The 22,247-nt window shown below is 73.4% G+C and carries 20 protein-coding genes; 11 read left to right on the forward strand and 9 right to left on the reverse strand.

Annotated elements, in window-relative coordinates:
• Positions 1 to 136 precede the first annotated feature (136 nt).
• The 4 genes from ACZ5TL_RS35205 to ACZ5TL_RS35220 form a co-directional block, all read right to left on the reverse strand.
• On the reverse strand, positions 137 to 367 hold the full coding sequence (locus ACZ5TL_RS35205; protein ID WP_468594851.1) for an acyl carrier protein: 231 nt from the start codon (positions 365 to 367) through the stop codon (positions 137 to 139).
• A gap of 50 nt (positions 368 to 417) precedes the next feature.
• Positions 418 to 2,004, reverse strand: a complete 1,587-nt coding sequence (locus ACZ5TL_RS35210) for an amino acid adenylation domain-containing protein (RefSeq protein WP_468594852.1) — start codon at positions 2,002 to 2,004, stop codon at positions 418 to 420.
• An 84-nt stretch (positions 2,005 to 2,088) separates the two neighbouring features.
• Entirely contained in the window at positions 2,089 to 2,811 is a 723-nt protein-coding gene (locus ACZ5TL_RS35215) for an LmbU family transcriptional regulator (protein WP_468594853.1), read from the reverse strand.
• A 334-nt stretch (positions 2,812 to 3,145) separates the two neighbouring features.
• A complete protein-coding gene (locus ACZ5TL_RS35220; RefSeq protein WP_053672917.1) occupies positions 3,146 to 3,361 on the reverse strand; it encodes an MbtH family protein in 216 nt (71 codons plus the stop codon).
• Between the two features lie 488 nt (positions 3,362 to 3,849).
• Between ACZ5TL_RS35220 and ACZ5TL_RS35225 the strand changes: the two genes are divergently transcribed.
• From ACZ5TL_RS35225 to ACZ5TL_RS35255, 7 genes are all read left to right on the forward strand, one after another.
• Positions 3,850 to 4,596: a thioesterase II family protein gene (locus ACZ5TL_RS35225; protein WP_468594854.1), complete on the forward strand. Its 747-nt coding sequence runs from the start codon at positions 3,850 to 3,852 to the stop codon at positions 4,594 to 4,596.
• A gap of 92 nt (positions 4,597 to 4,688) precedes the next feature.
• A complete protein-coding gene (locus tag ACZ5TL_RS35230) occupies positions 4,689 to 5,879 on the forward strand; it encodes a serine hydrolase domain-containing protein (RefSeq protein ID WP_468594855.1) in 1,191 nt (396 codons plus the stop codon).
• Between the two features lie 49 nt (positions 5,880 to 5,928).
• Positions 5,929 to 6,957, forward strand: a complete 1,029-nt coding sequence (argC, locus tag ACZ5TL_RS35235; RefSeq protein WP_468594856.1) for an N-acetyl-gamma-glutamyl-phosphate reductase — start codon at positions 5,929 to 5,931, stop codon at positions 6,955 to 6,957.
• Positions 6,954 to 8,105 carry a bifunctional glutamate N-acetyltransferase/amino-acid acetyltransferase ArgJ gene (gene argJ / locus ACZ5TL_RS35240; protein WP_468594857.1) on the forward strand — a complete coding sequence of 384 codons (1,152 nt, stop codon included), beginning with the start codon at positions 6,954 to 6,956 and terminating at the stop codon, positions 8,103 to 8,105. Before argC ends, argJ begins: the two co-directional genes overlap by 4 nt.
• A complete protein-coding gene (gene argB / locus ACZ5TL_RS35245; RefSeq protein ID WP_468594858.1) occupies positions 8,102 to 9,079 on the forward strand; it encodes an acetylglutamate kinase in 978 nt (325 codons plus the stop codon). Before argJ ends, argB begins: the two co-directional genes overlap by 4 nt.
• Positions 9,076 to 10,317 (forward strand): acetylornithine transaminase, encoded by a 1,242-nt coding sequence (locus ACZ5TL_RS35250; protein WP_468594859.1) that lies wholly within the window; start codon positions 9,076 to 9,078, stop codon positions 10,315 to 10,317. The genes argB and ACZ5TL_RS35250 overlap by 4 nt, the downstream gene beginning before the upstream one ends.
• A 51-nt stretch (positions 10,318 to 10,368) precedes the next feature.
• Positions 10,369 to 11,031 (forward strand): LmbU family transcriptional regulator, encoded by a 663-nt coding sequence (locus ACZ5TL_RS35255; protein ID WP_468594860.1) that lies wholly within the window; start codon positions 10,369 to 10,371, stop codon positions 11,029 to 11,031.
• A gap of 73 nt (positions 11,032 to 11,104) precedes the next feature.
• Here the strand turns inward: ACZ5TL_RS35255 and ACZ5TL_RS35260 are convergent, their stop codons facing one another.
• Positions 11,105 to 11,749 carry an FMN-binding negative transcriptional regulator gene (locus ACZ5TL_RS35260; protein WP_468594861.1) on the reverse strand — a complete coding sequence of 215 codons (645 nt, stop codon included), beginning with the start codon at positions 11,747 to 11,749 and terminating at the stop codon, positions 11,105 to 11,107.
• A gap of 310 nt (positions 11,750 to 12,059) precedes the next feature.
• Here ACZ5TL_RS35260 and ACZ5TL_RS35265 point away from each other — a divergent pair, with 310 nt between their 5' ends.
• The gene (locus ACZ5TL_RS35265; RefSeq protein WP_468594862.1) at positions 12,060 to 13,415 is read left to right on the forward strand and encodes a lysine N(6)-hydroxylase/L-ornithine N(5)-oxygenase family protein; all 1,356 of its coding nucleotides are present in this window, start codon (positions 12,060 to 12,062) and stop codon (positions 13,413 to 13,415) included.
• Positions 13,416 to 13,533: 118 nt separating this feature from the next.
• Here the strand turns inward: ACZ5TL_RS35265 and ACZ5TL_RS35270 are convergent, their stop codons facing one another.
• Together ACZ5TL_RS35270 and ACZ5TL_RS35275 are read right to left on the reverse strand one after the other, a co-directional pair.
• A complete protein-coding gene (locus ACZ5TL_RS35270; RefSeq protein ID WP_468594863.1) occupies positions 13,534 to 13,917 on the reverse strand; it encodes a hypothetical protein in 384 nt (127 codons plus the stop codon).
• Between the two features lie 39 nt (positions 13,918 to 13,956).
• Positions 13,957 to 14,421 carry a nuclear transport factor 2 family protein gene (locus ACZ5TL_RS35275; RefSeq protein WP_468594864.1) on the reverse strand — a complete coding sequence of 155 codons (465 nt, stop codon included), beginning with the start codon at positions 14,419 to 14,421 and terminating at the stop codon, positions 13,957 to 13,959.
• Positions 14,422 to 14,757: 336 nt separating this feature from the next.
• Here ACZ5TL_RS35275 and ACZ5TL_RS35280 point away from each other — a divergent pair, with 336 nt between their 5' ends.
• Positions 14,758 to 17,418, forward strand: coding sequence for an AMP-binding protein (locus tag ACZ5TL_RS35280; RefSeq protein ID WP_468594865.1), 2,661 nt, complete (start codon positions 14,758 to 14,760; stop codon positions 17,416 to 17,418).
• A 603-nt stretch (positions 17,419 to 18,021) separates the two neighbouring features.
• Here ACZ5TL_RS35280 and ACZ5TL_RS35285 read toward each other — a convergent pair.
• Positions 18,022 to 19,257, reverse strand: coding sequence for a helix-turn-helix domain-containing protein (locus ACZ5TL_RS35285; protein WP_468594866.1), 1,236 nt, complete (start codon positions 19,255 to 19,257; stop codon positions 18,022 to 18,024).
• Between the two features lie 234 nt (positions 19,258 to 19,491).
• Positions 19,492 to 20,748: an aminotransferase class V-fold PLP-dependent enzyme gene (locus ACZ5TL_RS35290; RefSeq protein ID WP_468594867.1), complete on the reverse strand. Its 1,257-nt coding sequence runs from the start codon at positions 20,746 to 20,748 to the stop codon at positions 19,492 to 19,494.
• Positions 20,749 to 21,216: 468 nt separating this feature from the next.
• Between ACZ5TL_RS35290 and ACZ5TL_RS35295 the strand changes: the two genes are divergently transcribed.
• A complete protein-coding gene (locus ACZ5TL_RS35295) occupies positions 21,217 to 21,543 on the forward strand; it encodes a hypothetical protein (protein ID WP_468594868.1) in 327 nt (108 codons plus the stop codon).
• A 351-nt stretch (positions 21,544 to 21,894) separates the two neighbouring features.
• Entirely contained in the window at positions 21,895 to 22,107 is a 213-nt protein-coding gene (locus tag ACZ5TL_RS35300) for a hypothetical protein (protein ID WP_468594869.1), read from the forward strand.
• The last annotated feature ends 140 nt before the right edge of the window (positions 22,108 to 22,247 follow it).

A 22,247-nucleotide genomic window follows, 5' to 3' on the forward strand; every position in this document is an offset into this window, starting at 1 on the left:
AGAGCAGAAGCAGGATACCCCCCCCCCCCCCCCCACCACCCCCCCCCCCCCCCCCCCCCCCCCCCCCCCCCCCCCCTCCCCCCCCCCCCCCCCCCCCCCCCCCCCCCCCCCCCCCCCCCCCCCCCCCCCCCCGACACTACGGGGCCATCGGGTCCAGGGATTCGATGTAGGCGGAGATCGACGCCACCGTCGGGTGGAGGAACATCTGGTCCATCGGGACCTCGACGCCCAGTTCCTCCATGAAAGCATCCTGAATTCGGAACATGATCACGGACTGGCCGCCCAGGGTGAAGAAATCGTCGTCGGCCGCTATGTCGTCGACTTTCAGCTCCCGGCACCAAATGGCACGCACGCTGTCGGCAATCATCGTTGTCCTCTCTGGTTCGCCGACAGGTTTGTTGTCGGCTGCCGCGTCGGCTATCGCGCCGCGCCGCTCATCGCGTACTGCTTCTGGAGCGAGTCGACCAGCGCCGCGCGGTCGACCTTCCCGTGCGGGCTCAGCGGGAGCCGCAGGACGTTCACGAACCTGGCCGGGACCATGTTGCGCGGCAGGGTCTGCAGGAGACGGATGCGCACGTCGTCCTCGGTGAGCTCGTCCCGGGTCGGGACGATGAACGCGGTCAGTTCGGCCTCGCCGGCGTCGCCCGGCGCGACGACCACGGCGGCCTCCCGGATCCCGGCCAGCCGGCCGAGCGCGCGCTCGATGTCGGTGGGGTCGATGCGCATGCCCCGCACCTTCACCTGCGCGTCCATCCGGCCGGCGACGACGAGGTTGCCGGCCTCGTCGATGCGGCCGCGGTCGCCCGTGCGGTACACCCTGAGCGGCGCGCCGTCGACCTCGATCGTCGCGAACTTCGCGTTCTCGGGGCCCGCTCCGCCCAGATAGCCCGCGCCGACGCTCGCCCCGGAGATGCAGACCTCGCCGTACTCCCCCGCGCCGACGCCGCGCAGCTCCTCGTCGAGAAGGTGGATGTCGGTGTTGTAGGCCGGCCTGCCGACCGGGGTGATGTCGTGTCCGCCGCGCCAGTATCCGGCGAGGTCGTAGGAGGTGGCGACGTCCGTGCACTCGGCGACGCCGTACTGGTGCAGGAGGGTGCAGGCGTTGCCCTCGCGCCGCGCCCAGTTGGCGAGCCGTTCGGTCTTCAGCGGCTCGCCGCCGAAGAGCACGTAGTCGAGCCGGGTGAGCGCGTCGCCGCCGCGCGCGGTCTCCCAGTCCACGAGCAGGTACAGGGTGCTGGAGGCGCAGTGCACGACACGTATGTCGTGCTGGGTGAGGATGCGGTAGGCCATCATCGCGTCGAAGTTCCGGCTCGCCATCAGGTACTGGGTGGCTCCGCAGAACAGCGGTGTCATCAGCGCCCGTTGGGACAGGTCGAAGCCGAAGGCGCTGACGACCAGGTTGTGCGACCCGCTGTGCAGGCCGTACTCGAGCTTCAGCCAGTTCATCAGGTTGAACCAGCCCTCGTGCCGCACCGCGGTCAGCTTCGGCGTTCCGGTCGAACCGGACGTGAAGACCGCGTAACACACGTCGTCGCCGGTGACGTGGACGTCGGGGGCGGTCGCCGGGAGCTGCGCGAGGTGGTCGGTGAGCTGCTCCAGGTCGACGACCTCGACGCCCGCCGAGTCGACCATCCCCCGCGTCTGGGGGGAGGCGACGATCAGGGCGAGGGAGGGGACCTGGCCCAGCAGGAGCTGGAGCCGGGCCGCCGGATAGGCCGGGTCGAACGGCACGTACGCCGCGCCCGCCTTCAGCGTGCCGAGGATGGCGACGAGCATGTCGGCCGAGTAGTCGAGACAGACGCCGACCTTCGCTCCCCGGCCGTGCCCGCGCGCGGCGAGGAAGTGCGCGAACCGGTTCGCCCGCGCGTCCAGCTCGGCGTATGTCATCTGACGGCCGGCGTGGACGACGGCCACGGCGTCGGGGGTGGCCGCCGCGTTGGCCTCGAACTGCTGGTGCACGACGGGCGCCGGGGGCAGGGCGACCCGCTTTCCCTGAAGGATCATCAACTGGCTCCGATGTGAGAGAAGTCCGGTCGGACGAGTCGTCGGCGCGTCACGGGAACGGGTGGTGGCCCGGCGCGACGGGCCTTAGGCGGTGCCGCTCCCGGCCGTGCGGCGGTCGGCGGTGCGAGGGCCGGCGGTGTGGCGGTCGGCGGTCGCGAGCACCTGAGTCACCCATTCGCCGACGGGCAGACCATGCGCGGCGGCCGCCTTCGAGTAGTGCTCGAGCTGGTCGGCGGAGAGCTCGATGGTGAGGGTGGTGACCTGCGGCCGGCGCTTCTCGGCGGCCGGCGGCTCCGCGGACCGGGGCGCCGCCTGCTGGTCGTCGTCGCCGTTCGCGGAGATCTCGGTGGTGTCGCTCTGCGCGGCCAGGCTGGCGCGCAGTGCCCTGCGGAGTTCGTTGCGCGACCACTTCTGCTGTTCGGCCTTGCGCAGCCAGTAGTCCTGCTCCGGCGGCGACAGACGGGCCACCTCCGCGTGGTGGGCGAAGCTGAGGCCGTCCCGCCTGCGGTCGTGCTCGAACCGCCGGGCCACCCACGCGTAGTTGCGCAGGGTCTGGTAGTCGAGCCCGGTGCGCTCGATGGCCTCCTTGTACCGCCGCCAGCCGTAGGTGGCCTCCCCGAAGAGCAGCCAGTCGGCGAGCCACCACGCCGAGGAGTTCACGAGCTCGCGCAGGTTGGTCCCGATCTGCTCCCAGGACCGCTCCGGCAGGTTCTGCGGGAAGAGCATCCCCGACTTCTGCACCGTGGCCTGCGTCCCCACGAAGGACAGGACCACGTCGCGCTGCGCCGGCTCACTGCTGGTGTCCACCGGCCTCGCCTTGTACCTGCTCGCCGTTCTCACAGCCCCCGTCACAACCTTCATCTCCCAACTCGAAGCGTTTTCCAGGGCGTCGGCTGGTCACTCGGCCGGGCACCCGGGCGGCATGTACTGCGTGAGCGCCGGCGGGACATGGGTGTGCGGGCCCGCGAAGCCGGTCGCGGGCGTCGCGGGCCGCGGCGCCTTCCACCAGGTTCTTTCGGTTCGTACGTCCGGACGGCGCCGTCCCGGTCGGGGTCGCGGACCCGGCGGCGGTCAGCAGAGGGACCGGGACGGCGCGGGCGGGTTCCGCCGCGTCGGCTCGACGGGAGTCCGGGCGGGCGGTTCAGCCCGCCGCCATGGCCTCCCGCAGGCTCTTGGGGCGCAGGTCCGTCCAGTTCTGCTCGACGTACTCCAGGCACTCGGCCCTGGCCGCCTCGCCGAAGACCACCCGCCAGCCCGCGGGAACCTCGGCGAACGCCGGCCACAGGGAGTGCTGCTCCTCGTCGTTGACCACGACGTGGAAGCGGCCGTCCTCGTCATCGAAGGGGTTCGTGCTCAACTGGCACCGTCCTTAACCGTCACGGGGTGACTCGGGATGGGAGAACGCCGGGCCCACCGGCCCGGCCTCGGCCGGGGCCGCCGGCCCTCGACGTACACACGGGAGATCGGCCGCCCGTGTTCCTGGGACCGGGCGCGGTCGTCGTACGGGCTTGGCTGCCCGACGTGGCCGGTAGCCGACTCGCCGACCACTGTAGCCAGGGCACCGCTCAGATCCGGTCGAGTTCCGCTCGAGACGCCGGGCGGCGGCCGGCGGCCTCCGGACCGGGGCGGGGCGGGCGCCCGGACGGGGGCTGGGACGGGCGTCCGACGGGCATCCGATGCGTAGTCGCCCAGGTACGGGGAGTATTGACCCCACGTCGCGGGCGCGCCGCCCGAGGTTCGCTAGAGGGTTCCCACACCGGCGGCGGAGTCCCCCTGGTGCCCGCTCCGTTTCGGCCACGGCCGTTCTATGGTGCGAACGTGCGCAGCCCGATCCGAGGGGGAGCGATGGACAGCACACCACCTGCCTTGCGCCTGTTCGTCCTGCACCACGCGGGAGGCTCGCACGTGCTGTACCGCCACTGGCCTGCCGGGCTGCCGGACACGTGGGACGTGCGGCTGCTCGACGCCCCGGGGCACGGCTTCCTCCTCGATCAGCCCCGGATCGCGGAAGCCGGCCGCCTCGCCGACTTCCTGCTGGACCACGTCGAGCCGGAACTGACGGGTCCCTACGCCCTGTTCGGGCACAGCATGGGTGCCCTCCTGGCGTACGAGATCACCCGGCGGGCGCTCGACCGGGGCCTGCCCCGGCCGGTGTGGGTCGGTGTCTCGGCCCGCACCGCGCCGCAGCTGGTGGTTCCGGGGCGGCGCTACCACGCGCTGCCCGAGGCCGAGCTGCGGGAACGCCTGAAGGGGCTCGGCGGCACACCCGACAGCGTCTTCGACGACCCGGGGCTGTGGACCCTGTTCGAGCCGGTCATCCGCAACGACCTGCGTCTGGTGGAGACCTGGCGCCCCGCTCCCGGCACCGGTCCGCTGCCCGTGGCGCTGTCCGCCTACGCGGGCGCCGAGGACCGCCACGCCTCACCGCCGCGGATGGCGGGCTGGGAGGAGCACAGCGAGCACTTCCTGGGCCTGCGGGTCTTCGACGGCGGTCACTTCTACTTCCAGGACGATCCCCGGCCGCTGCTGCGGCGGATCGAACGGGACGCGACCACGGCGCTCGACGCGGTGACCGCGGCGCATTCCTCCTGAACTTCCCGTGCCTCCCCGACGCACGGCACACGAGTAAGCACGAGTACGGCATCCGCCACCTACGACGAGTCTTCTGAAACGGGGAAATGACGATGCGGACGACGACGACACGGAAGAGACCGGGCGCGGGCGTGGTCGCGCTGGCGGCGGCGGCCCTCACGGCCACCGTCCTCACGCATCCCGCCCAAGCGGCCGGGGACGCTCCCGCCGCGGCGGCCGGCCACCAGGCGACGCAACGTGCGATGGACGCGGCCGTCGCCGCCGGCGTCCCCGGCGTCACCGCCGAAGCGCGGGACGCGGACGGGGTCTGGAAGTCGGCGTCGGGCGTGGGAGACCTGACGACGGGCACCCCGCGCGGCGAGAACGACCGGTTCCGTGTCGGCAGCATCACCAACACGTTCGTGGCGGTCGTCCTGCTCCAGATGGAGGCGGAGAAGAAGCTCAGCCTCGACGACACCGTGGAGCGTCACCTGCCCGGCCTGGTGACGGGCAACGGCAACGACGGCAGCCGCATCACCGTGCGGCAGCTCCTCAACCACACCAGCGGTCTGACCAACTACTTCGACGACCCGCAGTACCTCGATACGTACGTGCTGGGCGACGGTTTCCTCCAGCACCGGTACGACACGCTGCCGCCCGGGGCCCGCCTGCGGGTGGCGTTCTCCCACGCGCCGCAGTTCGAGCCGGGCGCCAGGCACTCGTTCTCCCACACCAACGACATCCTGGCCGCGCTGATCGTCGAGAAGGTGGGCGGCAGGTCGTACGAGGAAGAGGTGCGCGAGCGCATCGTCGCGCCCCTGAAGCTGAAGGCGACGTCCCACCCCGGCACGGACTTCGGCCTGCCCCGGCCGAGCGGCCGCGAGCACGCCAGGCTCTTCCCCGCACAGCCGGACCGGATCTACGACGTCACCGAGGTCAACGGGTCACAGTTCTGGGGCGACAGCGACATCATCTCCAGTACGAGGGACCTGAACCGGTTCTACGCGGCGCTGCTGAAGGGCAAGCTGCTGCCGCCGCGGCAGCTGGCGAAGATGAAGTCGACCGTGGCCAACCCCGACGCCCCCGGCTCGTCCTACGGGCTCGGCATCGAACGGCTCACGCTGGGCTGCGGCACCACCCTCTGGTACCACGACGGGGGAACGATGGGGTCGATCTCCCTGGTCGCCATGACCGAGGACGGTCGCCACCGGCTCGCGTTCAACTACAACGGGACCTGGGCAGCGGAGACCATCCTGCCCATTCTGGACGCCGAGTTCTGCGAGGCACCCGCCCGCTCACGCTGAGGCGGCGGGCCGCGAGGACCGGGCACGTGTCCGTCGAGGGGGAGAATTCATGACAGTGCGAGCAGCCGTGGCGGGAGCGAGCGGCTACGCGGGGGGCGAACTCCTGCGTCTGCTCCTGGCCCACCCCGAAGTAGAGATCGGTGCCCTGACCGGGCACTCCAGCGCGGGACAGCGGCTGGGCGCGCTGCAACCGCACCTGGCCCCGCTGGCCGGGCGGGAGGTGCTGCCCACCACCACCGACGCCCTCGCGGGGCACGACGTCGTCTTCCTCGCCCTGCCGCACGGGCAGTCCGCCGCGGTGGCGGAGCACCTGGGCGAGGAGACCCTGGTCGTCGACTGCGGCGCGGACTTCCGCCTCGCCGACGCGGCCGACTGGGAGGCGTTCTACGGCTCGCCGCACGCGGGCACCTGGCCCTACGGCCTGCCCGAACTGCCCGGCGCCCGCGCCGCCTTGGCGGGCTCCCGGCGCATCGCGGTGCCGGGCTGCTACCCGACCGCGGCCCTGCTGGCCCTCTTCCCCGCGTACGCGGCCGGGCTGGCCGAACCCGAGGCGGTGGTCGTCGCGGCGTCCGGCACGTCCGGCGCCGGCAAAGCGGCCCGGGCGGACCTGCTCGGCAGCGAGGTCATGGGCTCCATGCGCCCCTACGGCGTGGGCGGCGGCCACCGGCACACGCCCGAGATGAAACAGCACCTCGGCGCCGCGGCGGGCCACCCGGTCGCCGTCTCCTTCACCCCCACCCTGGCTCCCATGTCCCGCGGCATCCTCGCCACCTGCTCGGCCGCGGCCCGGCCCGGGGTCGGCGCGGCGGACGTACGGGCCGCGTACGAGAAGGCCTACGGCGACGAGCCGTTCGTGCGGCTGCTGCCCGAGGGGCAGTGGCCCGCCACCGGAGCCGTGTACGGGTCGAACGCCGGGCAGGTCCAGGTGGCCCTCGACCCGGGGGCCGGCCGGATCGTCGCGATCAGCGCCATCGACAACCTCACCAAGGGCACGGCGGGCGGCGCCGTCCAGAGCATGAACATCGCCCTCGGCCTGCCCGAGTCACTGGGGCTTTCCACGATCGGAGTCGCACCGTGAGCGTCACCGCAGCACGAGGCTTCAGGGCGGCGGGCATCGCCGCGGGAATCAAGCAGAACGGCAGCCGGGACCTGGCACTCGTCGTGAACGAGGGGCCGGGCAGTGCCGCCGCGGGCGTCTTCACCGCCAACCGCGTGCAGGCCGCCCCCGTCCAGTGGTCCCGGCGGGTCCTCGCGGACGGCTCGGTCCGCGCGGTGGTCCTCAACTCCGGCGGTGCCAACGCCTGCACCGGACCGCGGGGCCTCGCGGACACCCGCGCCACCGCCGAGCGGACCGCCGGGCGGCTCGGCCTGGACGTCTCCCAGGTGGCGGTCTGCTCCACCGGGCTCATCGGGGTGCCGCTTCCCATGGACCGGCTGCTGGCCGGCGTCGAGGACGCCGCCGCCCGGCTGTCCGAGGACGGCGGCGAGGACGCGGCGCGCGCCGTCATGACCACCGACACGGTGCACAAGACGGCCGCCGTGACGAAGGACGGCTGGACGGTCGGCGGCATGGCCAAGGGCGCCGGGATGCTCGCCCCGGGCCTGGCCACCATGCTCGTCGTCCTCACCACCGACGCCGACGTCGACGCCCGGGCCCTGGAGGGCGCCCTGCGCGCCGCCACCCGGGTCACCTTCGACCGCGTCGACTCGGACGGCTGCATGTCCACCAACGACACGGTGCTGCTGCTCGCCTCCGGTGCCGCCGGCGTCGCTCCCGGGTACGAGGAGTTCGCCGACGCCGTCCGCGCGGTCTGCGCCGACCTGGCCCGGCAGCTCGTCGGGGACGCGGAGGGTGCCTCCAAGGAGATCCGCGTCGAGGTCGTGGGCGCCGCGAGCGAGGACGACGCCGTCGAGGTGGGCCGCTCCGTCGCCCGCAACAACCTCCTCAAGTGTGCCGTCCACGGCGAGGACCCCAACTGGGGCCGTGTGCTGTCCGCCGTCGGCACCACCTCCGCCTCGTTCGCGCCCGATCGGCTGAGCGTCGCCATCAACGACGTGTGGGTGTGCAAGGACGGCTCGGTGGGGGAGGACCGCGCGCTGGTCGACATGACCGGCCGCGAGGTCCGGATCACCGTGGACCTCGCCGAGGGCGCGGACCACGCCGTCGTCTGGACCAACGACCTGACCGCCGACTACGTCCACGAGAACAGCGAGTATTCATCATGAGTGCTTCACCGTCTCCTCGGCGACTCCCCCACTCCTCCGGCCGCGACCGCTCCGGCGAGCACGCGGCCATGCCCCAGGCCCGCGCCCTCATCGAGGCGCTGCCGTGGGTGGCGCGCCACCACGGCAAGACCGTCGTCATCAAGTTCGGCGGCAACGCCATGGTCGACGACGACCTCAAGGCGGCCTTCGCCATGGACATCCTCTATCTGCGGCACGCGGGCCTGAAACCGGTCGTGGTGCACGGCGGCGGCCCGCAGATCAGCGCGCAGCTCGGGCGTCTGGGTCTGGAGTCCCGGTTCGAGAGCGGCCTGCGAGTCACCACGGACGAGACCATGGAGGTCGTCCGCATGGTCCTGGCCGGGCAGGTGCAGCGCGAGCTGGTCGGGCTGCTCAACGCGCACGGCCCGCACGCGGTGGGCCTCACGGGTGAGGACGCCCGTCTGATGACCGCCGTCAAGCACTACGCCGACAAGGACGGCGCGCCCGTGGACATCGGCCGCGTCGGCGAGATCGCCCACGTCGACGCCGGGATCGTGCGGGGCCTCATCGACAACGGACGCATCCCCGTCGTCTCCCCCATCGCCCGGCCCGAGGACGACAAGGACGCCGCCGAGGGCGGTGTGTTCAACGTCAACGCCGACACCGCGGCCGCGGCCCTCGCCGTCGCGCTCGGCGCCGAGACGCTGCTGATCCTGACCGACGTCGAGGGCCTGTACCGGAACTGGCCGGACAGCGACGAGGTGATCCCCCGCCTGACCGCCGGCGAACTGACCGGTCTGCTGCCCCGGTTGTCGTCCGGGATGATCCCCAAGATGGAGAGCTGCCTGCACGCCGTGAACAACGGCGTGGGCTCCGCCCGCGTCATCGACGGCCGGGTCAGGCACTCCATCCTGCTGCAGATGTTCACCGACGACGGGGCGGGCACGGTGGTCGTTCCGGACGACGAAGCCGACGTCCGGGGGGCGACGGCGTGAGCGGCGGTGCGAACGGCGTCGCGGACCTCGCCGGCGTGGATGCGGGCAACGCGGCGCTGACCCGGCGCTGGCAGGGCGCCATGATGGACAACTTCGGCACCCCTCGGCTGCCGCTGGTCCGCGGCCGGGGCGTCCGCGTCTGGGACGCGGAGGGCAACGAGTACCTCGACTTCGTCGGCGGCATCGCGGTCAACTCGCTCGGCCACGCTCACCCCGCGCTCGTCCGGGCCGTGTCCGAGCAGGTCGCCTCGCTCGGACACGTCTCGAACCTGTTCATGGCCGAACCGACCGTGCGGCTCGCCGAGCGCCTGCTGCGGCTCGCCGGGCGCCCGGACGGCCGGGTCTACTTCTCCAACTCCGGGGCCGAGGCCAACGAGGCGGCGTTCAAGATCGGCCGCCTCACCGGCCGTACGCACATGGTGTCGGCGTCCGGAGGCTTCCACGGCCGCACCATGGGCGCCCTGGCCCTCACCGGCCAGCCCGCCAAGCAGCTCCCCTTCCGGCCGCTGCCGGGCGACGTCACCCATGTGCCGTACGGGGACGTCGAGGCCCTGCGCGGTGCCGTCACGCCGGACACCGCGCTGCTGGTGCTGGAGCCCGTGCAGGGGGAGAACGGCGTGGTCGTCCCCCCGCCCGGCTATCTGCGGGCCGCCCGCGCGATCACCGAGGCGACCGGGACCCTCCTCGTCCTGGACGAGATCCAGACCGGCATCGGGCGCACGGGCCGCTGGTTCGCGGCCGAGACCGAGGGCGTCGAGGCGGACGTCGTGACCCTCGCCAAGGGTCTGGGCGGGGGTCTGCCCATCGGCGCGACGCTCGCCTTCGGCCGGGCCGCCCAGCTGCTCACGCCCGGCGCGCACGGCTCCACCTTCGGCGGGAACCCGGTGGTGTGCGCGGCCGCCCTCGCCGTACTGGACACCATCGAGCGGGCGGGCCTCCTGGACCACGTGGCCCGGACGGGGCAGCGGCTGCGGCACGGCCTGGAGCACCCGCGCCACCCGCTGGTGCGCGAAGTGCGCGGCGCCGGGCTGCTGCTGGGCGTCGTGCTCGACGGGGACGCGGCGGCGCGCGTGCAGCGGGCGGCCGAGGACCGGGGGCTCCTGGTGAACGCGGTGATGCCGGACGTCGTCCGGCTCGCCCCGCCGCTGATCGTGTCGGACCGCGAGGTGGACACGTTCCTCGACCGCTTCCGGGCGGCCCTGGGCGAGGCCCTCGGCGAGGTGCCGGCGGCGGCCTGAGCCGGTCGCGGGCGAGAGGTCCTACCGATGAAGCGCTCTTCCCCTGGAGGCATGATGACGCGTCAGGCCGGTCGGACCGCGGGGTCGCCCGGCGGCCCGGCGAACACCCACCCCCAGCCCCACGGGGGCCAGGTGCTGACGACGAGAGTGGGCCTGCGGATGCCGGCCCGGATGGCGTACGACGAGTGGGAGCGGGCCGGACAGCAGCTCGCCGGCGTCCTCGACTCGTCCTCCTGGTGGCTGGGCGACTGGCTCGTCTACGGCAAGGACCACTACACCGACCGCTACCAGCGCGGGATCCGCGCCGCCGGCCTCTCGTACCAGACCCTGCGCAACTACGCGTGGGTCGCACGCCGCTTCGGCCTCGCCCGGCGCCGCCCCGCCCTGAGCTTCCAACACCACGCCGAGCTGGCCTCCATGCCGGCCGAGGAGCAGGATCTCTGGCTCGACCGCGCAGAGGAGGGGCGGTGGAGCACCAAGCAGTTGCGCGCCGCCCTGCGCGCCGCCCGCCAGGACGAGCGCCGGCCGCGCACCCTCACCGAGCCGAGCGGCCGCCTGGAGGTCCCCGGCCACCGTCTGCGACGGTGGCACGAGGCGGCGGAGCAGCTGGGCGTCGACTTCGAGCAGTGGGTGACGGCCACGCTGGACAGCGCGGCGGCGAGCGCCCTGGAGGACGCGCGGGACCCCGTCCGGCCGGTGGCCGTCAGCGCGTGAACCGTCGGTGCGCGTGAACCGTCGGTACCGGGGGCCTCGGTGCCGAGACTCCCTGCACCGGGACCCGGGCAGGTCACGGCAGCCGGCTCATCAGCCCGGCGGTCTCGCGCTTGTACCGGCACGCGCTCTGCCCGAAAGACTCCCGTACCCGCTCGCGCACCTCGGCCGGCTGCTCCTGGCTGAGCTTGAACATGCCCTCGGCCCGGGTCACCGTGAACCGGAACGCGCCCACGGCGGGCAGGATCTTGCGGAAGTAGTCGACCGACTCGGTCATGTCCCAGCCGTCGCCGAACTCCCCCTCGTAGGCGCGCACGGTGGCCTTCACCACGTCCAGCGTCTCCTCCGTGGAGTCGATCTTCTCCACCACGCCCCGGGCGTGCACCGCCGTGAAGTTCCAGGTGGGGGCGGCGGGGGTCGTCTCGTACGCCGTGGGCGACACGTAGGAGTGCGGCCCGGTGAACGTCAGCAGCAGGATGCCGCCCGTCCGGAGGGCCGACCAGTGCGGGTTGGCCCGGTTCATGTGCCCGAGCAGCGTGGCCCCCGGCAGCTCGCCGGGCCGGTCGCCGGACCTCACGGGATCGAATATGACCGGAAGATGCGTGGCGAAAGGACCCTCCTCGGGGCATCCATTGGACACGGCGAGCGCCAATGGATTACCACGGACCAGATCCACCATCCACGAATTGTCCGGTTCGCGATAGAAGCTGGGCACGAACATCCGGGTTCACCCTCTCGGCAATTGACTCAAGGCATGGATCAGGCTCAGAGTGTGACTGATCGCATTACTCCGGACACTTACTCCGTCGGCCGCGTCACGCGGAGTTGTCGGGAATCTTCGCCGACCATACCGGTGTCCTGTCGACAGGACAACGTTTTCGAATATCGCGCACCTCAAGAAGCTCTCGAATGGTCTTCATGCCGTCTTCAAGTTGCCTTTGAGATGCTCCTCGTGCTCCTCGGAGCAGCAGCACAGAACGGTCTCTCGGGCCACCGGTCGAGTTTTCCAGACGTAAGCGGGAGAATTTTCCATGGGCATAACGGGTAGGCGCCACCAAGAGATCTACGACGTGATCGGTATCGGGTTCGGCCCGTCCAACATGTCGCTCGCGATCGCCTTGGAGGAGCACGAGACGAGCGCTCCGCAGCATCCGCTCAGGTATCACTTCTTCGAGCGGCAGCCCACCTTCGGCTGGCACCGGAACATGCTGCTGCCGTCCACGACCATGCAGATCTCATTCCTGAAGGACCTGGCGACCTTCAGGAACCCGATGTCCCGGTTCAGCTTCATCTCCTTCCTGCACTCCTCGAACCGGCTGGTGCAGTTCGTGAACAACCAGGACTTCTTCCCGACCCGGCAGGAATTCCACCAGTACCTGGAGTGGGCGGCCGCCGGCCTGAGCGACCGGGTCACCTACGGCACCGAGGTCACCTCGATCCGGCCCGCCACCGAGGGCGGGACCCTCCGGCCCGACCTCCTGGAGATCGAGGTGCGCGGCGGCGACGGCACCACCAGCGTGGTCACCGCCCGCAACGTGGTCATCTCCACGGGCCTGGTGCCGCGCCTGCCGGAGGGCGTGACGGCCGACGAACGGGTGTGGCACAGCTCGCAGTTCCTCAGCAGGTTCAACGCGCGCGACCCGCAGGAGCTCAAGCGCGTGGCGGTGGTTGGCGCCGGCCAGAGCGCGGCGGAGATCACCCGGTTCTTCTACGACTCGCTGCCGCACGCCGAGGTCTCCGCGGTCATCCCGTCCTACGGCTACTCCGTCGCCGACGACACCCCCTTCGCCAACCAGGTCTTCGACCCCGGCGCGGTCGACGAGTACTACTACGGCACCGACCGGGCCCGGGACGCGTTCTGGCGCTACCACCGCAACACCAACTACTCGGTGGTCGACACCGACGTCATCCGGGCGCTGTACCAGCGGTCGTACGACGAGCAGGTGCGCGGCACCCACCGGCTGCACTTCCGCAACCTCACCCGGGTCGTCGAGGTCGAGAGCACCGGCCAGGGCACGCGGATGGTGCTGCGCTCGCTGCTCGACGACCGGACGGAGGACCTGGCCGTGGACGCGCTGGTGTTCGCCACCGGCTACGACGGGGTGGACCCGGCCCGCCTGCTCGGCGACGACTTCGACGCGCACTTCGCACGCGACGCGTCGGGCCGGCACCGGGTGGAGCGCGACTACCGCCTCGTCTCCTCGTCGGGACTGACCTGCGGCGTCTACCTCCAGGGCGGCACCGAGCACACGCACGGTCTGACGTCGGCCCTGCTGTCGAACATGGCGGTACGCAGCGGTGAGATCGCCGACTCGATCGTGCTGGGGCGCACCGAGCGAGAGTTGGGCCGTACCCACTCGGTGGAGGATGTGTCCTCGGCCGCCTGAGGCCGCCTCAGGCCGCCTCAGGCATCTGAGGCGCACATCGTGAGCGGGCCCCGGTGCTGCGGTCGCAGCACCGGGGCCCGCTCCGTGTGGGCGAGACGCGTCGTCCGGCGCGTCCGCGTCAGGCTGCCTCTCCCAGACCGCGCTCGTCCCGCCGTACCCGCTTGCCCCAGTCCCGCTGCACCGCCCGCTCCTGCTCCTGCCGCGCCCGTTGGCCCCGCTGCTCCCGCGCCTGCTGGACGGCGTACACGGCGACGAAGGCGGCGAGTCCTCGCGGGGCACCGTCCGGCCCGAGGGCCGTGACCGGCACGCTCCGTCCGAACTCCCGCGACAGCGTGCGGTGCGCCGACAGCGCGGCGGCCACCAGCTCACCCTGGGGGCGGTGGGCGCGGTCGGAGCGGTCCGCGTCCCCGCGGGTCATCGCGAGTGCCTCGGCCCAGGCCCGGGAGGCGGTCGTCTCGTCGTCGCGCGCGTGCGGTACCGGGATGGGACGTAGCTCCGGCATGGCTGCCTCCTGTGCGTCTGGCTGCTCTCGGTCGAGTGTTCAGGCCAGGTCGTCGCGGGTCACCCGGCGGTGCGCGACGCGCCACTCGCCTGCGGTGCGGACCAGGACGTCCTCCATGACGCACACGCGCAGCCCCTTGGGGCTTCCCCCGCCCGGCGTCGCGTACACCAGGGCCGAGCAGCGGGTGTGCAGCGTTCCGTCCGGCTGGGGCTGTACGTCCAGCATGCCGACCCAGTGGTCGAGGCGGCCGCCGGCCCGCCGCTGCCGTTCCGCGCCGGACCGTACGTAGCGGGCGAGCCCGTCGAGGGCGCGCACGGGCCCGGGGAGGGTCGGCAGTTCGAGGACGGCGTCCTCGGTGAAGGTGAGCGCCCAGCGCTCGGCGTCGTGCGCGTCCAGGATCCGCATCTGGTGCGCGTAGAACTCCTGCGCCTCCGCGTACAGGGCGGCGAACGTCCGGCTCTGGAGCGGGCGTTCGACGGTGGTGTCCACCAGCTCGACGGTCATGATCTCAGCCTCCGCTTCCGTCCGTGTCCTTGGAGCGACACCGGGGGTGGCCCGGCGTCGCTCCAAGGAAGCCGAACTCGGTGCGGACAGTTTCTGAGGCTCGGATCGAGCATCCTTCAAATACTCCTCGAGGCTCCCGCCGCGAGGGGACGCCGACGCCGCCCCCGGCAACCGGACACATCTCGTCCGGGCGCCGGACCAACCCGTGCCACCAGCGGATCCACCGCCCTTCGACCGGTGCGAGACATCACCTCAAGACGCCTTTGCCAACCTTCAGGCAACGTTTTGCCAAGCCGGGCCCAGCCGGAAGGCGCTGTCCTAAGGAGCGGGTTACTGATGTTCGACTCCGGCCTCAACGAGCAGCAGGACGCCCTCGCCACCGTGCCGGGCGACGGCCCGACCGGCGGGATCAGCAGTTACGACGCCCTGCCGATCCCGCCGGCGCACCTGCGGGAGTGGCGGGACGCCACCCTCGGCCGGATCCGCGAGCTGCCGCGCCGCCGGGTCCTGCAGGTCGGTGCCGGCACCGGGACGCTGCTGACCCGCCTCGCCCGCGACGAGGAGGTCCGGGAGTACTGGGCCACCGCCTCCTCCCCCGCTGCCGTCGCCGCGCTCACCGCGCGGGTGGAGGCCGACCCGGTGCTGGGGGAGAAGGTCCGGCTCGAGTGCCGCGGCGCCGAGGACACCCACGGTCTGTCCGCCGGGCACTTCGACACGATCGTCGTCGACTCGGTGGTCCAGTACGTCCCGGACCTCGCCGGCCTGCGCACCCTCGTCGAGCGCCTGCTGCCGCTGCTCGCCCCGGGCGGCTCGCTGTTCCTCGGCGACCTGCGCAACCTCGACCTCGCCCACTGCTTCCGGACCGGCACCGCGCTGGCCCGGCCGGGTGCCGCCCGGGGCGACCGCGAGGCGCTGCGCCGCCGCGTCCGCCGCGAGGTCGCCCTGGAGACCGAGTTGCTGCTCTCTCCCGCCCTGTTCGACGCCCTCGCCCGGGACCTGCCCGCGGTGCGCGCGGTCGACGTACGCGTCAAGCGCGGCGTCCAGCACAACGAACTGACCCGCTACCGCTACGACGTGGTCCTCTCCACCGCCGAACCCGCCGCCGACCTCACCACCGCGCCCCGCGCCCGCTGGGGCGAGGAGATCAACACCGCCGCCGGGCTCGTCGACCACCTGCGCGCCCGGCGCCCCGCCGTGCTGCGCCTGGCCGCCGTACCCAACCGCCGGGTGCACGACGAGTACGCGGCCATGCAGTCCCTCTTCGACCCCCTGGAGGGCATCGACCTGGCTCCGCAGGACGCGCCCGCCCCCGCCCCGGAGGCACTGTGCCGGGCCGCCGAGCGCCTCGGGTTCCGCGCCGTGCCCACCTGGGGCGAGCGCCCCGACCTCCTGGACCTCGTCCTGCTCGACCCCGAGCAGGTTCCCGCGGGCCCGCTCACCGGCGTCTACGCGGCACCCGTCGTCGAGGCGGCCGGCTGCGCCGGCACCCCGGCGGCAGCGGGCCGCGACGCCGGCCCGGACACCGTCCCGCACACCCGCCGGCCGGCCCGTCTGCCGGAGGGCGCGATCCCGTCCGCGCGGACGGCACCCGACACCCTGCCGCCGCATCCGGACGGCGCAGCCGCACCCGCGCCCCGCCCCGCGCTGCCCGCGCCGTCCACTCCGTCCACCGTCACCGCCGCCCGCCCGGACACCCGGCCGGGTACGGGGATCTGGGCGTGCGCGGGTGCGGACGCGCCGCCCGCCGAGGGGGACGTGGCCTCGCTGTTCGCGGCGCAGGTGGCGCGGGCTCCCGGGGCGGTCGCCCTGCCCGGCCTCGACTACGCCGAACTCGACGCCCGCTCCGACCTGCTGGCGCACGCTCTCCTGGAGCACCGGGCCGGCCCCGGCACCTGCGTGCTCACCGCCCTGTCCTCACCGGCCGGGTTCGCGGTGGCCGCGCTGGCCGTGGTGAAGACGGGAGCCGCGCTGCTGCCCGTCGACCCGGCGCTGGGCCTCGGCGAGGCACCGCACCCCGCGGTGCTGCTGCTCGACGAGACCGCGGACCTGCTGCTGCCCGCCGTGCCCGGCGCGGCCCGGCTGGTGCGCGAGGAGACCGCCGGCCCGCTGCCGCCGGCCGGACACTGGCCGGTGACGGACGCCGACCGGCTCCGGCCGCCGTGCCCCGGCGCCCCGCTGCTGCTGGTGCCCGGCGAGGACGGCACGGTCGCGGTGGGCGGCGAGGCCGTCGCGGCGGCGGCCGGGGCCGCACCGGCGGACACGGCCTGGCTCGTGCGCGGCTACCCGGACGGGGACGCGGCGATCGGGCTGCTGAGCGCCCTGGTGTGCGGCGCGCGCGTCCATGTCCCGGACGGCTCGCTCACCCGGGACGTGCCGCACGAGGTGCTGGGCTGGCTGCGCCGGCGGGGTGCCCGGATGGTGCTGGGAGGCGCCGACGACGTGCTGTGCGCGCTGCTGGCGCTCGCCCGGGCCGAGGGCGCCGGGCTGAGCGTGAGCGGCGGCTGGGCCGAGGGCAGGCTGGTCGTCGAGCAGGTGCCCGGCTCCCCGCCCCGGCCCGCCCCCGGCTACCGGGCCTACCTCCTCGACTCCCTGCTGCGTCCGGTGGGCCCGGGAGAGATCGGGTCCCTGTACATCGCGGGCGCGGGCGTGGCCCAGGGGTACGCCGGGGAGCCCGGGGGCGACGGCGAACGGTTCCTGCCCGACCCGTTCGGCGGCCCCGACGGCGGCACCGCCCGCATGTGGCGCACCGGCCGCGCCGCCCGCCTCGACGAGGACGGCAGCCTGCGGGTGCTGGACGGTCCGGCCCACGACGACCCGTTCGCCGACGAGCACGCCACCTTCGTCGTCCTCGCCGACGCGACCGGCTACCGCGCCCTGTGGCCGGCGACGGCCGCCGTCCCCGAGGGCTGGTACGAGACCCACGGCGAGGACACCTACGAGCCCTGCCTCGACCACCTCCACAGCCCCCTCGACGACGACCTCGGTGACCTGCTCTAGACGTCCCCCCACCCCAGCACCTATCGAGCACCCGCCGACGCACCCGCCGACGCGACCACCGACGCGACCACCGACGACGAGCCTTCCGGAGGACCCCATGAACGTCACCAGCCGCCGCCCCGTGTTCTCGCCCCCGGCCCCGTCCCCCGTGCGGACCACCCCGCCGCCGACCGCGCGCCGCCCGTGGCCCGCCCGTCCCCGCGCCGGCGGGCGGGCGACCCGCGGAACCTGGACGGGACGTCGGCCCTCGCGCGCGAACCGCCGCCGGGCGTACGCCGCCACAACCGGGCGCGGCGGAAGACGGACCCTTACGTCGCGCCGGATCCCGGCGATCCCGTCGGTGGGGCGGCGCTCGGCACGGGACGTCCGGCCTCCGGCGAGCACCGGCGAGCACCGGCACGCGTCGGGTGCGCGGCTGTCCGCCCGTGCTCCCCGCGCCGGTGGCGGCTCCGCCCGGACGGCGGACGGCCCGGCCGGCGGCCCACGCGGGGCCGGGGAAGCGGGCGGGCCCGGGAAAGCGGGCGCGGCCGGGGAAGCGGGCGCGGCCGGGGAAGCGGGCGGGGCCGGCCGCACACCGGGCCCGGCCCGTGGCCGACCGGGTGGTCAGGCCCCGGACGCGGCCGTGCCCCGCTCCCCGGTGGACTCGACCAGGGACTCGGCGAGGATGCGCCAGATGTCCGCGGCCAGGTCGATGTTGGCGTCGGCCTGGGCCTGTTCGGCCAGGGCGCGCAGGCCCTGGACGCCGCTGTCGTCGCCGGAGCGGATGCGCAGTTGGTGGCGCAGGATGTCCAGCCGCATCCGGTCCCGGTAGGTCATCATGGGCTGCGCCTGGGCGAGTTCACCGAGCAGCACGCGGGCGTCGTCGTACCGGGCGGTGAGGAAGGCGAGATCGGCCTTGAGCGCGGTCAGCTCCTGGCGCAGGCCGGACGTCCCGACGAAGGCGAGCGCCGACTCCGCCTGCGTGGCGCACCGTTCGGCCGCCTCAGGGTCCGGGGGCCGCTTCTGGAGGTGCAGCCGGCCCGTCGCGGTCCTGAGCCTGAGCCAGAGCACGAGGTCCTCACCGCTGTCGAACTTCTCCAGCGCCTCCTCCAGACGGGCCTGCGCGGTGGCATAGTCGCCCTGCCGGACCAGTACCGCCGCCGCGGTCCACATCGCCTCGGCCCACACCGCGTCCGACCGGCCCGCGACCAGCGCGACCAGCTCGTCGGCGTGGGCCCGGGCGTCGGGCATCCGGCCCGCCTCGGCCTCCACGGAGACCAGGGCGAGCAGCACCGCCGCACGGTCGTCCGCCTCCAGCTCGTCCTCCTGGGCGAGACGGTGGGCGGTCGTCGCGGCGTCGCGGGCGTCGGTGATCTCGCCGAGCGAGCGCAGGCAACGGGCGTACCGGGTCAGCCCGCGCACCCGCAGCGCGGTCAGCCCGACCTGGTCACCGAGCCGTACCAGCTCCTCCAGGTACTCCCGTTCACCGGTGTGGTCGCCCTGGACGCGCCGCTGCCGGGCCAGGTGCCACAGTGCCTGCCAGCGCAGCACTGGCGTCTCGTGCCCCTCGGCGGCGAGGGCCTCGCGGAGGGTTTCGATCGCCGCGTCGGAGCCGGTGGAGGCGGCCAGGGTGAGCGCGTGGGCGAGCGAACCGCCCGCGGGTTCCTCGAAGTCCGCCGCTTCCAGACCGAGCCGTCCGGCGAGGTAGGCGACGGCCCGTTCGGTGGGCTGGCGGGCGCCGGACTCCAGCCGGGAGAGGTATCCGGTGGACATGCCGTCACCCGCCAGCGCGGTCTGGGACAGCCCGCGGGCCTGGCGCAGTTTCCGGAGACGTCGGCCGAAAGCCGGCTGCTGGAGCATGTGACCAATCCCTGAGGGCAGGCGGGTGGGGGGTGGCCACGAGGCAGAAGGGGCGAGCCGTCCGAAGCCGCAACGAGCGTAGGGCGCCGGGCAACAGCCGGGCAATGTTTTGCCAGGCGCCGTGGCACCGTCTCGTGCGGACCTCGCGAGTTTCTCGTGCGTTCCTCGAGCGGCAGGGCGCACGGCCCGCCGGAGCGCCCCGGCCGGCGGCCCGGTTCTCTCACCCGCTGGGCTTCAGGCCGTGCCGTCCGACGCGGGGCCGGACACCAGCGCCAGGTGCCGTCGCCCGGCCGTACGCCGCCGCGGACGCGGGACGCGTACCGCCGGGACCGCGCCGCCTCTCTCGGCCGCCGGGAAGGCGGACACGGCGCGCGGGCCCGCCGCCACCGGGGCCGCCACCGCCCCGACGCCCGCCGTCGCCACGGGAGCGGGCGCCGCCGCCCGGACGGCCGTCGGCGCGGTGTGGTGCCTGTGCCCGGCCAGGACGTCCCGGAACGCCTGCGCGAACCGGGCGACGTCCTCCGTCGAGTTGTCGTGGTGGACGGAGACGCGCACGGCGGCGGTGACTCCGTGCCCGGGCAGGTACAGCGGGGTCTCCTGCGCGACCGTCTTGCCCACGGTGATTCCACGGACGGCGAGCTCCCGGCGCAGCGGTCCGGCGGGCACCTCGGCGTGCCGGAAAGTGACGATGCCGGACTGGACCCGCCCGGGGGCGATCAGCTCGGCGCCGGGCGTCTCCTGCACGGCGGCACGCAGGACGGCGGCGAGGTCCCCGGCGGGAACGGCCTCCTCCTGCTCGGCCAGGGCGGCGCTCAGCGCGACGACGCGCGCGCCCTCCGGCGGAACCAGGGGTGCCGTGCCGTACGGGGCCAGTACCTGCCGCAACTCGGGTGCCGCGTAGGCGAACCCGACCGACTCCGGGCCGCGCAGGAACCGCCAGCCGTCCCCGGTGAGCAGCTGGCAGCCGATGCGTCCCGCGTTCACGGGGAGCTGGCCGACGGCGTACGAGGCGTCGACGGCGTAGAGGCACCGGTACGGGGCGAGGATGCGGCCGATGTCCTCCACCGGGGCGACGATGCCGCAGCCCGCCGGGACGTGTGCCACCGACACCAGGGCGACGTCGTCGTCGATGTGCGCCGCCATCCACTCCAGGTCCAGGTCGCCGTCCGGGCGCAGCGGTACGACCTCCAGCCGGCAACGGGCCCGGTCGCGCAGGGCGGACAGTACGGTCAGGTTGGCGACGCCCTCGTAGGGGGTCGTCCAGATCCGGTCGCCCGGGCCGAGCGGGAGGCGCGGCACCAGGGTGGCGAACGCGTCGGCCGCGCCGGTGGACAGGACGGTGTCGCCGGCCGGCGTGCCCAGCAGGGCCGCCAGGCTCGCGTCGAGTTCGCGGCGCACGACGTGATGGACGTGCTCGTCCACCTCGTGCGGACCATGGCGGTCCTCGTGCCGTGTCCACTCGGTGAGTTCCGCGCGGGTGGCGACTGTCATCCGGCCCAGGCCGGCGCTGTCCAGGTGGACCCTTCGGCCACGGTCACCGTGAGGCATCGCGTTCACTTCCGACCTCCCCCGATCAGCGGACACATGTTGACAACTCATTGCCTCTTGCTTGGCAATAAGTTGCCAGAACTTCGGGCGGGTTGGCAATGTCGGCTCCAGCGGCGCTCTAGTGGCGAGGGCTGCGGACTGGGTGCGGCAAAGGCGTTCCTCGGTGCGTTCCCCAGAGCTTTCCTAGCGTTGCCGAGCCATTCCCCGTTTTGCCAAGATTTCGCGTCCTCGCTGGTCAGAGGGCCTTCGTGGTGGCAAAGCGGGTGCCTCGCCACGCGCCGAGGAGCGCCTTCGGTGCCCTGCTCGAGCATCCATCAACTGATTTCCGAGTGATTCCCGAGACCTTCTTGCCAATCTCTTGGCAAGAGGTTGCCAAGGACCGAACACGGAATTGACACCGAGGAGCCAGCCATGAAGCGCATCACCGCCGCCGTCACGACCGTCGCCGCCGCCATCGCCGCCACCGTCCTCTCCACGGCCGGCATCGCCACCGCGAACGACATCGGCTGGCCCGTCCCCCCGAAGACCACCGCCGCCCCCACCGACGGCGACATCGGCTGGCCCGTCGCCCCCGGGACCGTCTCCGACGACATCGGCTGGCCCGTCCCCCCGAAGACCACCACCACCGCCGCCACCACCGAGGGCGACATCGGCTGGCCCGTCGCCCCGGGTACCACCTCCGACGACATCGGCTGGCCCGTCGCCCCCGGGACCACCGCCACCGAGGGCATCGCCTGAGCCTCCGCCGGGCCGCCGGGCGACCGGACCCCGCCCACCGATACGCCCCCGTCGGCCGCCGGCCGTCACGGGGGCTTCGGTCGTTTGGGAGCGGCGGCATCCGCGTCCGCGTGTACGCGTCCGCATGGCTCTCACGTGTTCCTCGAGCGGCCCTTTAGCGGATCCGGCCAGGATTTCCAGCGCCATACGTCGGAAGCGCCTGCGCGCTGTCCTGCCCCCGCCCTGGAGTCGTCCATGAAGCATCCGGTTCCTGCACGGCGTACAGCCCCACCCAGGAGCGGATGCGTACCTCGGGGGCCGAACCGGGACGTGCCGTCCGACGACGACATCGGATGGCCCAAGAGGTGACGAATGACCACGGCATTCCCGCCCCGCCCGCACGACGACCTGCTCGGGATCGCGAGGGAGGACGTACTGCGCCGCCGCGCGCCCTCTCCGATGGCGGAGGCCGCCGTTCCCTCGCTCACCGAGTCGTCACTGGCCGTCTGCTCGGCCCTGCTGACTCTCTCGCGCGTGCGTCTGCGCAGATGCGCGACCGCGGTGCGCCGGCGACTCGACGGCTGACCGCCGCCCGTCCCACCCGTCCTGCCCGCCCCGCCGTGTCAGCTCAGAAGCCGTTGTCTTACCGGATGTGATCACTGAGTTTCCGCTGTTCAGGCATGGTTCCGGCGTCGTCGTGGGAGCGTTCGGGCGATCAGTTCGTC

The sequence above is a fragment of the Streptomyces sp. NPDC033136 genome (assembly GCF_055578235.1).

Bases quoted from the DNA above. Each gene is read 5' to 3' on its own strand.
- ACZ5TL_RS35270 (WP_468594863.1), bottom strand. From the start codon at position 13,917: ATGCCGGAGCTACGTCCCATCCCGGTACCGCACGCGCGCGACGACGAG.
- ACZ5TL_RS35230 (WP_468594855.1), top strand. From the start codon at position 4,689: ATGCGGACGACGACGACACGGAAGAGACCGGGCGCGGGCGTGGTCGCG.
- ACZ5TL_RS35295 (WP_468594868.1), top strand. From the start codon at position 21,217: ATGAAGCGCATCACCGCCGCCGTCACGACCGTCGCCGCCGCCATCGCC.
- ACZ5TL_RS35300 (WP_468594869.1), top strand. From the start codon at position 21,895: ATGACCACGGCATTCCCGCCCCGCCCGCACGACGACCTGCTCGGGATC.
- ACZ5TL_RS35290 (WP_468594867.1), bottom strand. From the start codon at position 20,748: ATGACAGTCGCCACCCGCGCGGAACTCACCGAGTGGACACGGCACGAG.
- ACZ5TL_RS35265 (WP_468594862.1), top strand. From the start codon at position 12,060: ATGGGCATAACGGGTAGGCGCCACCAAGAGATCTACGACGTGATCGGT.
- argC (WP_468594856.1), top strand. From the start codon at position 5,929: ATGACAGTGCGAGCAGCCGTGGCGGGAGCGAGCGGCTACGCGGGGGGC.
- ACZ5TL_RS35210 (WP_468594852.1), bottom strand. From the start codon at position 2,004: ATGATCCTTCAGGGAAAGCGGGTCGCCCTGCCCCCGGCGCCCGTCGTG.
- ACZ5TL_RS35285 (WP_468594866.1), bottom strand. From the start codon at position 19,257: ATGCTCCAGCAGCCGGCTTTCGGCCGACGTCTCCGGAAACTGCGCCAG.
- ACZ5TL_RS35260 (WP_468594861.1), bottom strand. From the start codon at position 11,749: ATGTTCGTGCCCAGCTTCTATCGCGAACCGGACAATTCGTGGATGGTG.
- ACZ5TL_RS35225 (WP_468594854.1), top strand. From the start codon at position 3,850: ATGGACAGCACACCACCTGCCTTGCGCCTGTTCGTCCTGCACCACGCG.
- argB (WP_468594858.1), top strand. From the start codon at position 8,102: ATGAGTGCTTCACCGTCTCCTCGGCGACTCCCCCACTCCTCCGGCCGC.
- ACZ5TL_RS35205 (WP_468594851.1), bottom strand. From the start codon at position 367: ATGATTGCCGACAGCGTGCGTGCCATTTGGTGCCGGGAGCTGAAAGTC.
- ACZ5TL_RS35255 (WP_468594860.1), top strand. From the start codon at position 10,369: ATGATGACGCGTCAGGCCGGTCGGACCGCGGGGTCGCCCGGCGGCCCG.
- ACZ5TL_RS35275 (WP_468594864.1), bottom strand. From the start codon at position 14,421: ATGACCGTCGAGCTGGTGGACACCACCGTCGAACGCCCGCTCCAGAGC.
- ACZ5TL_RS35280 (WP_468594865.1), top strand. From the start codon at position 14,758: ATGTTCGACTCCGGCCTCAACGAGCAGCAGGACGCCCTCGCCACCGTG.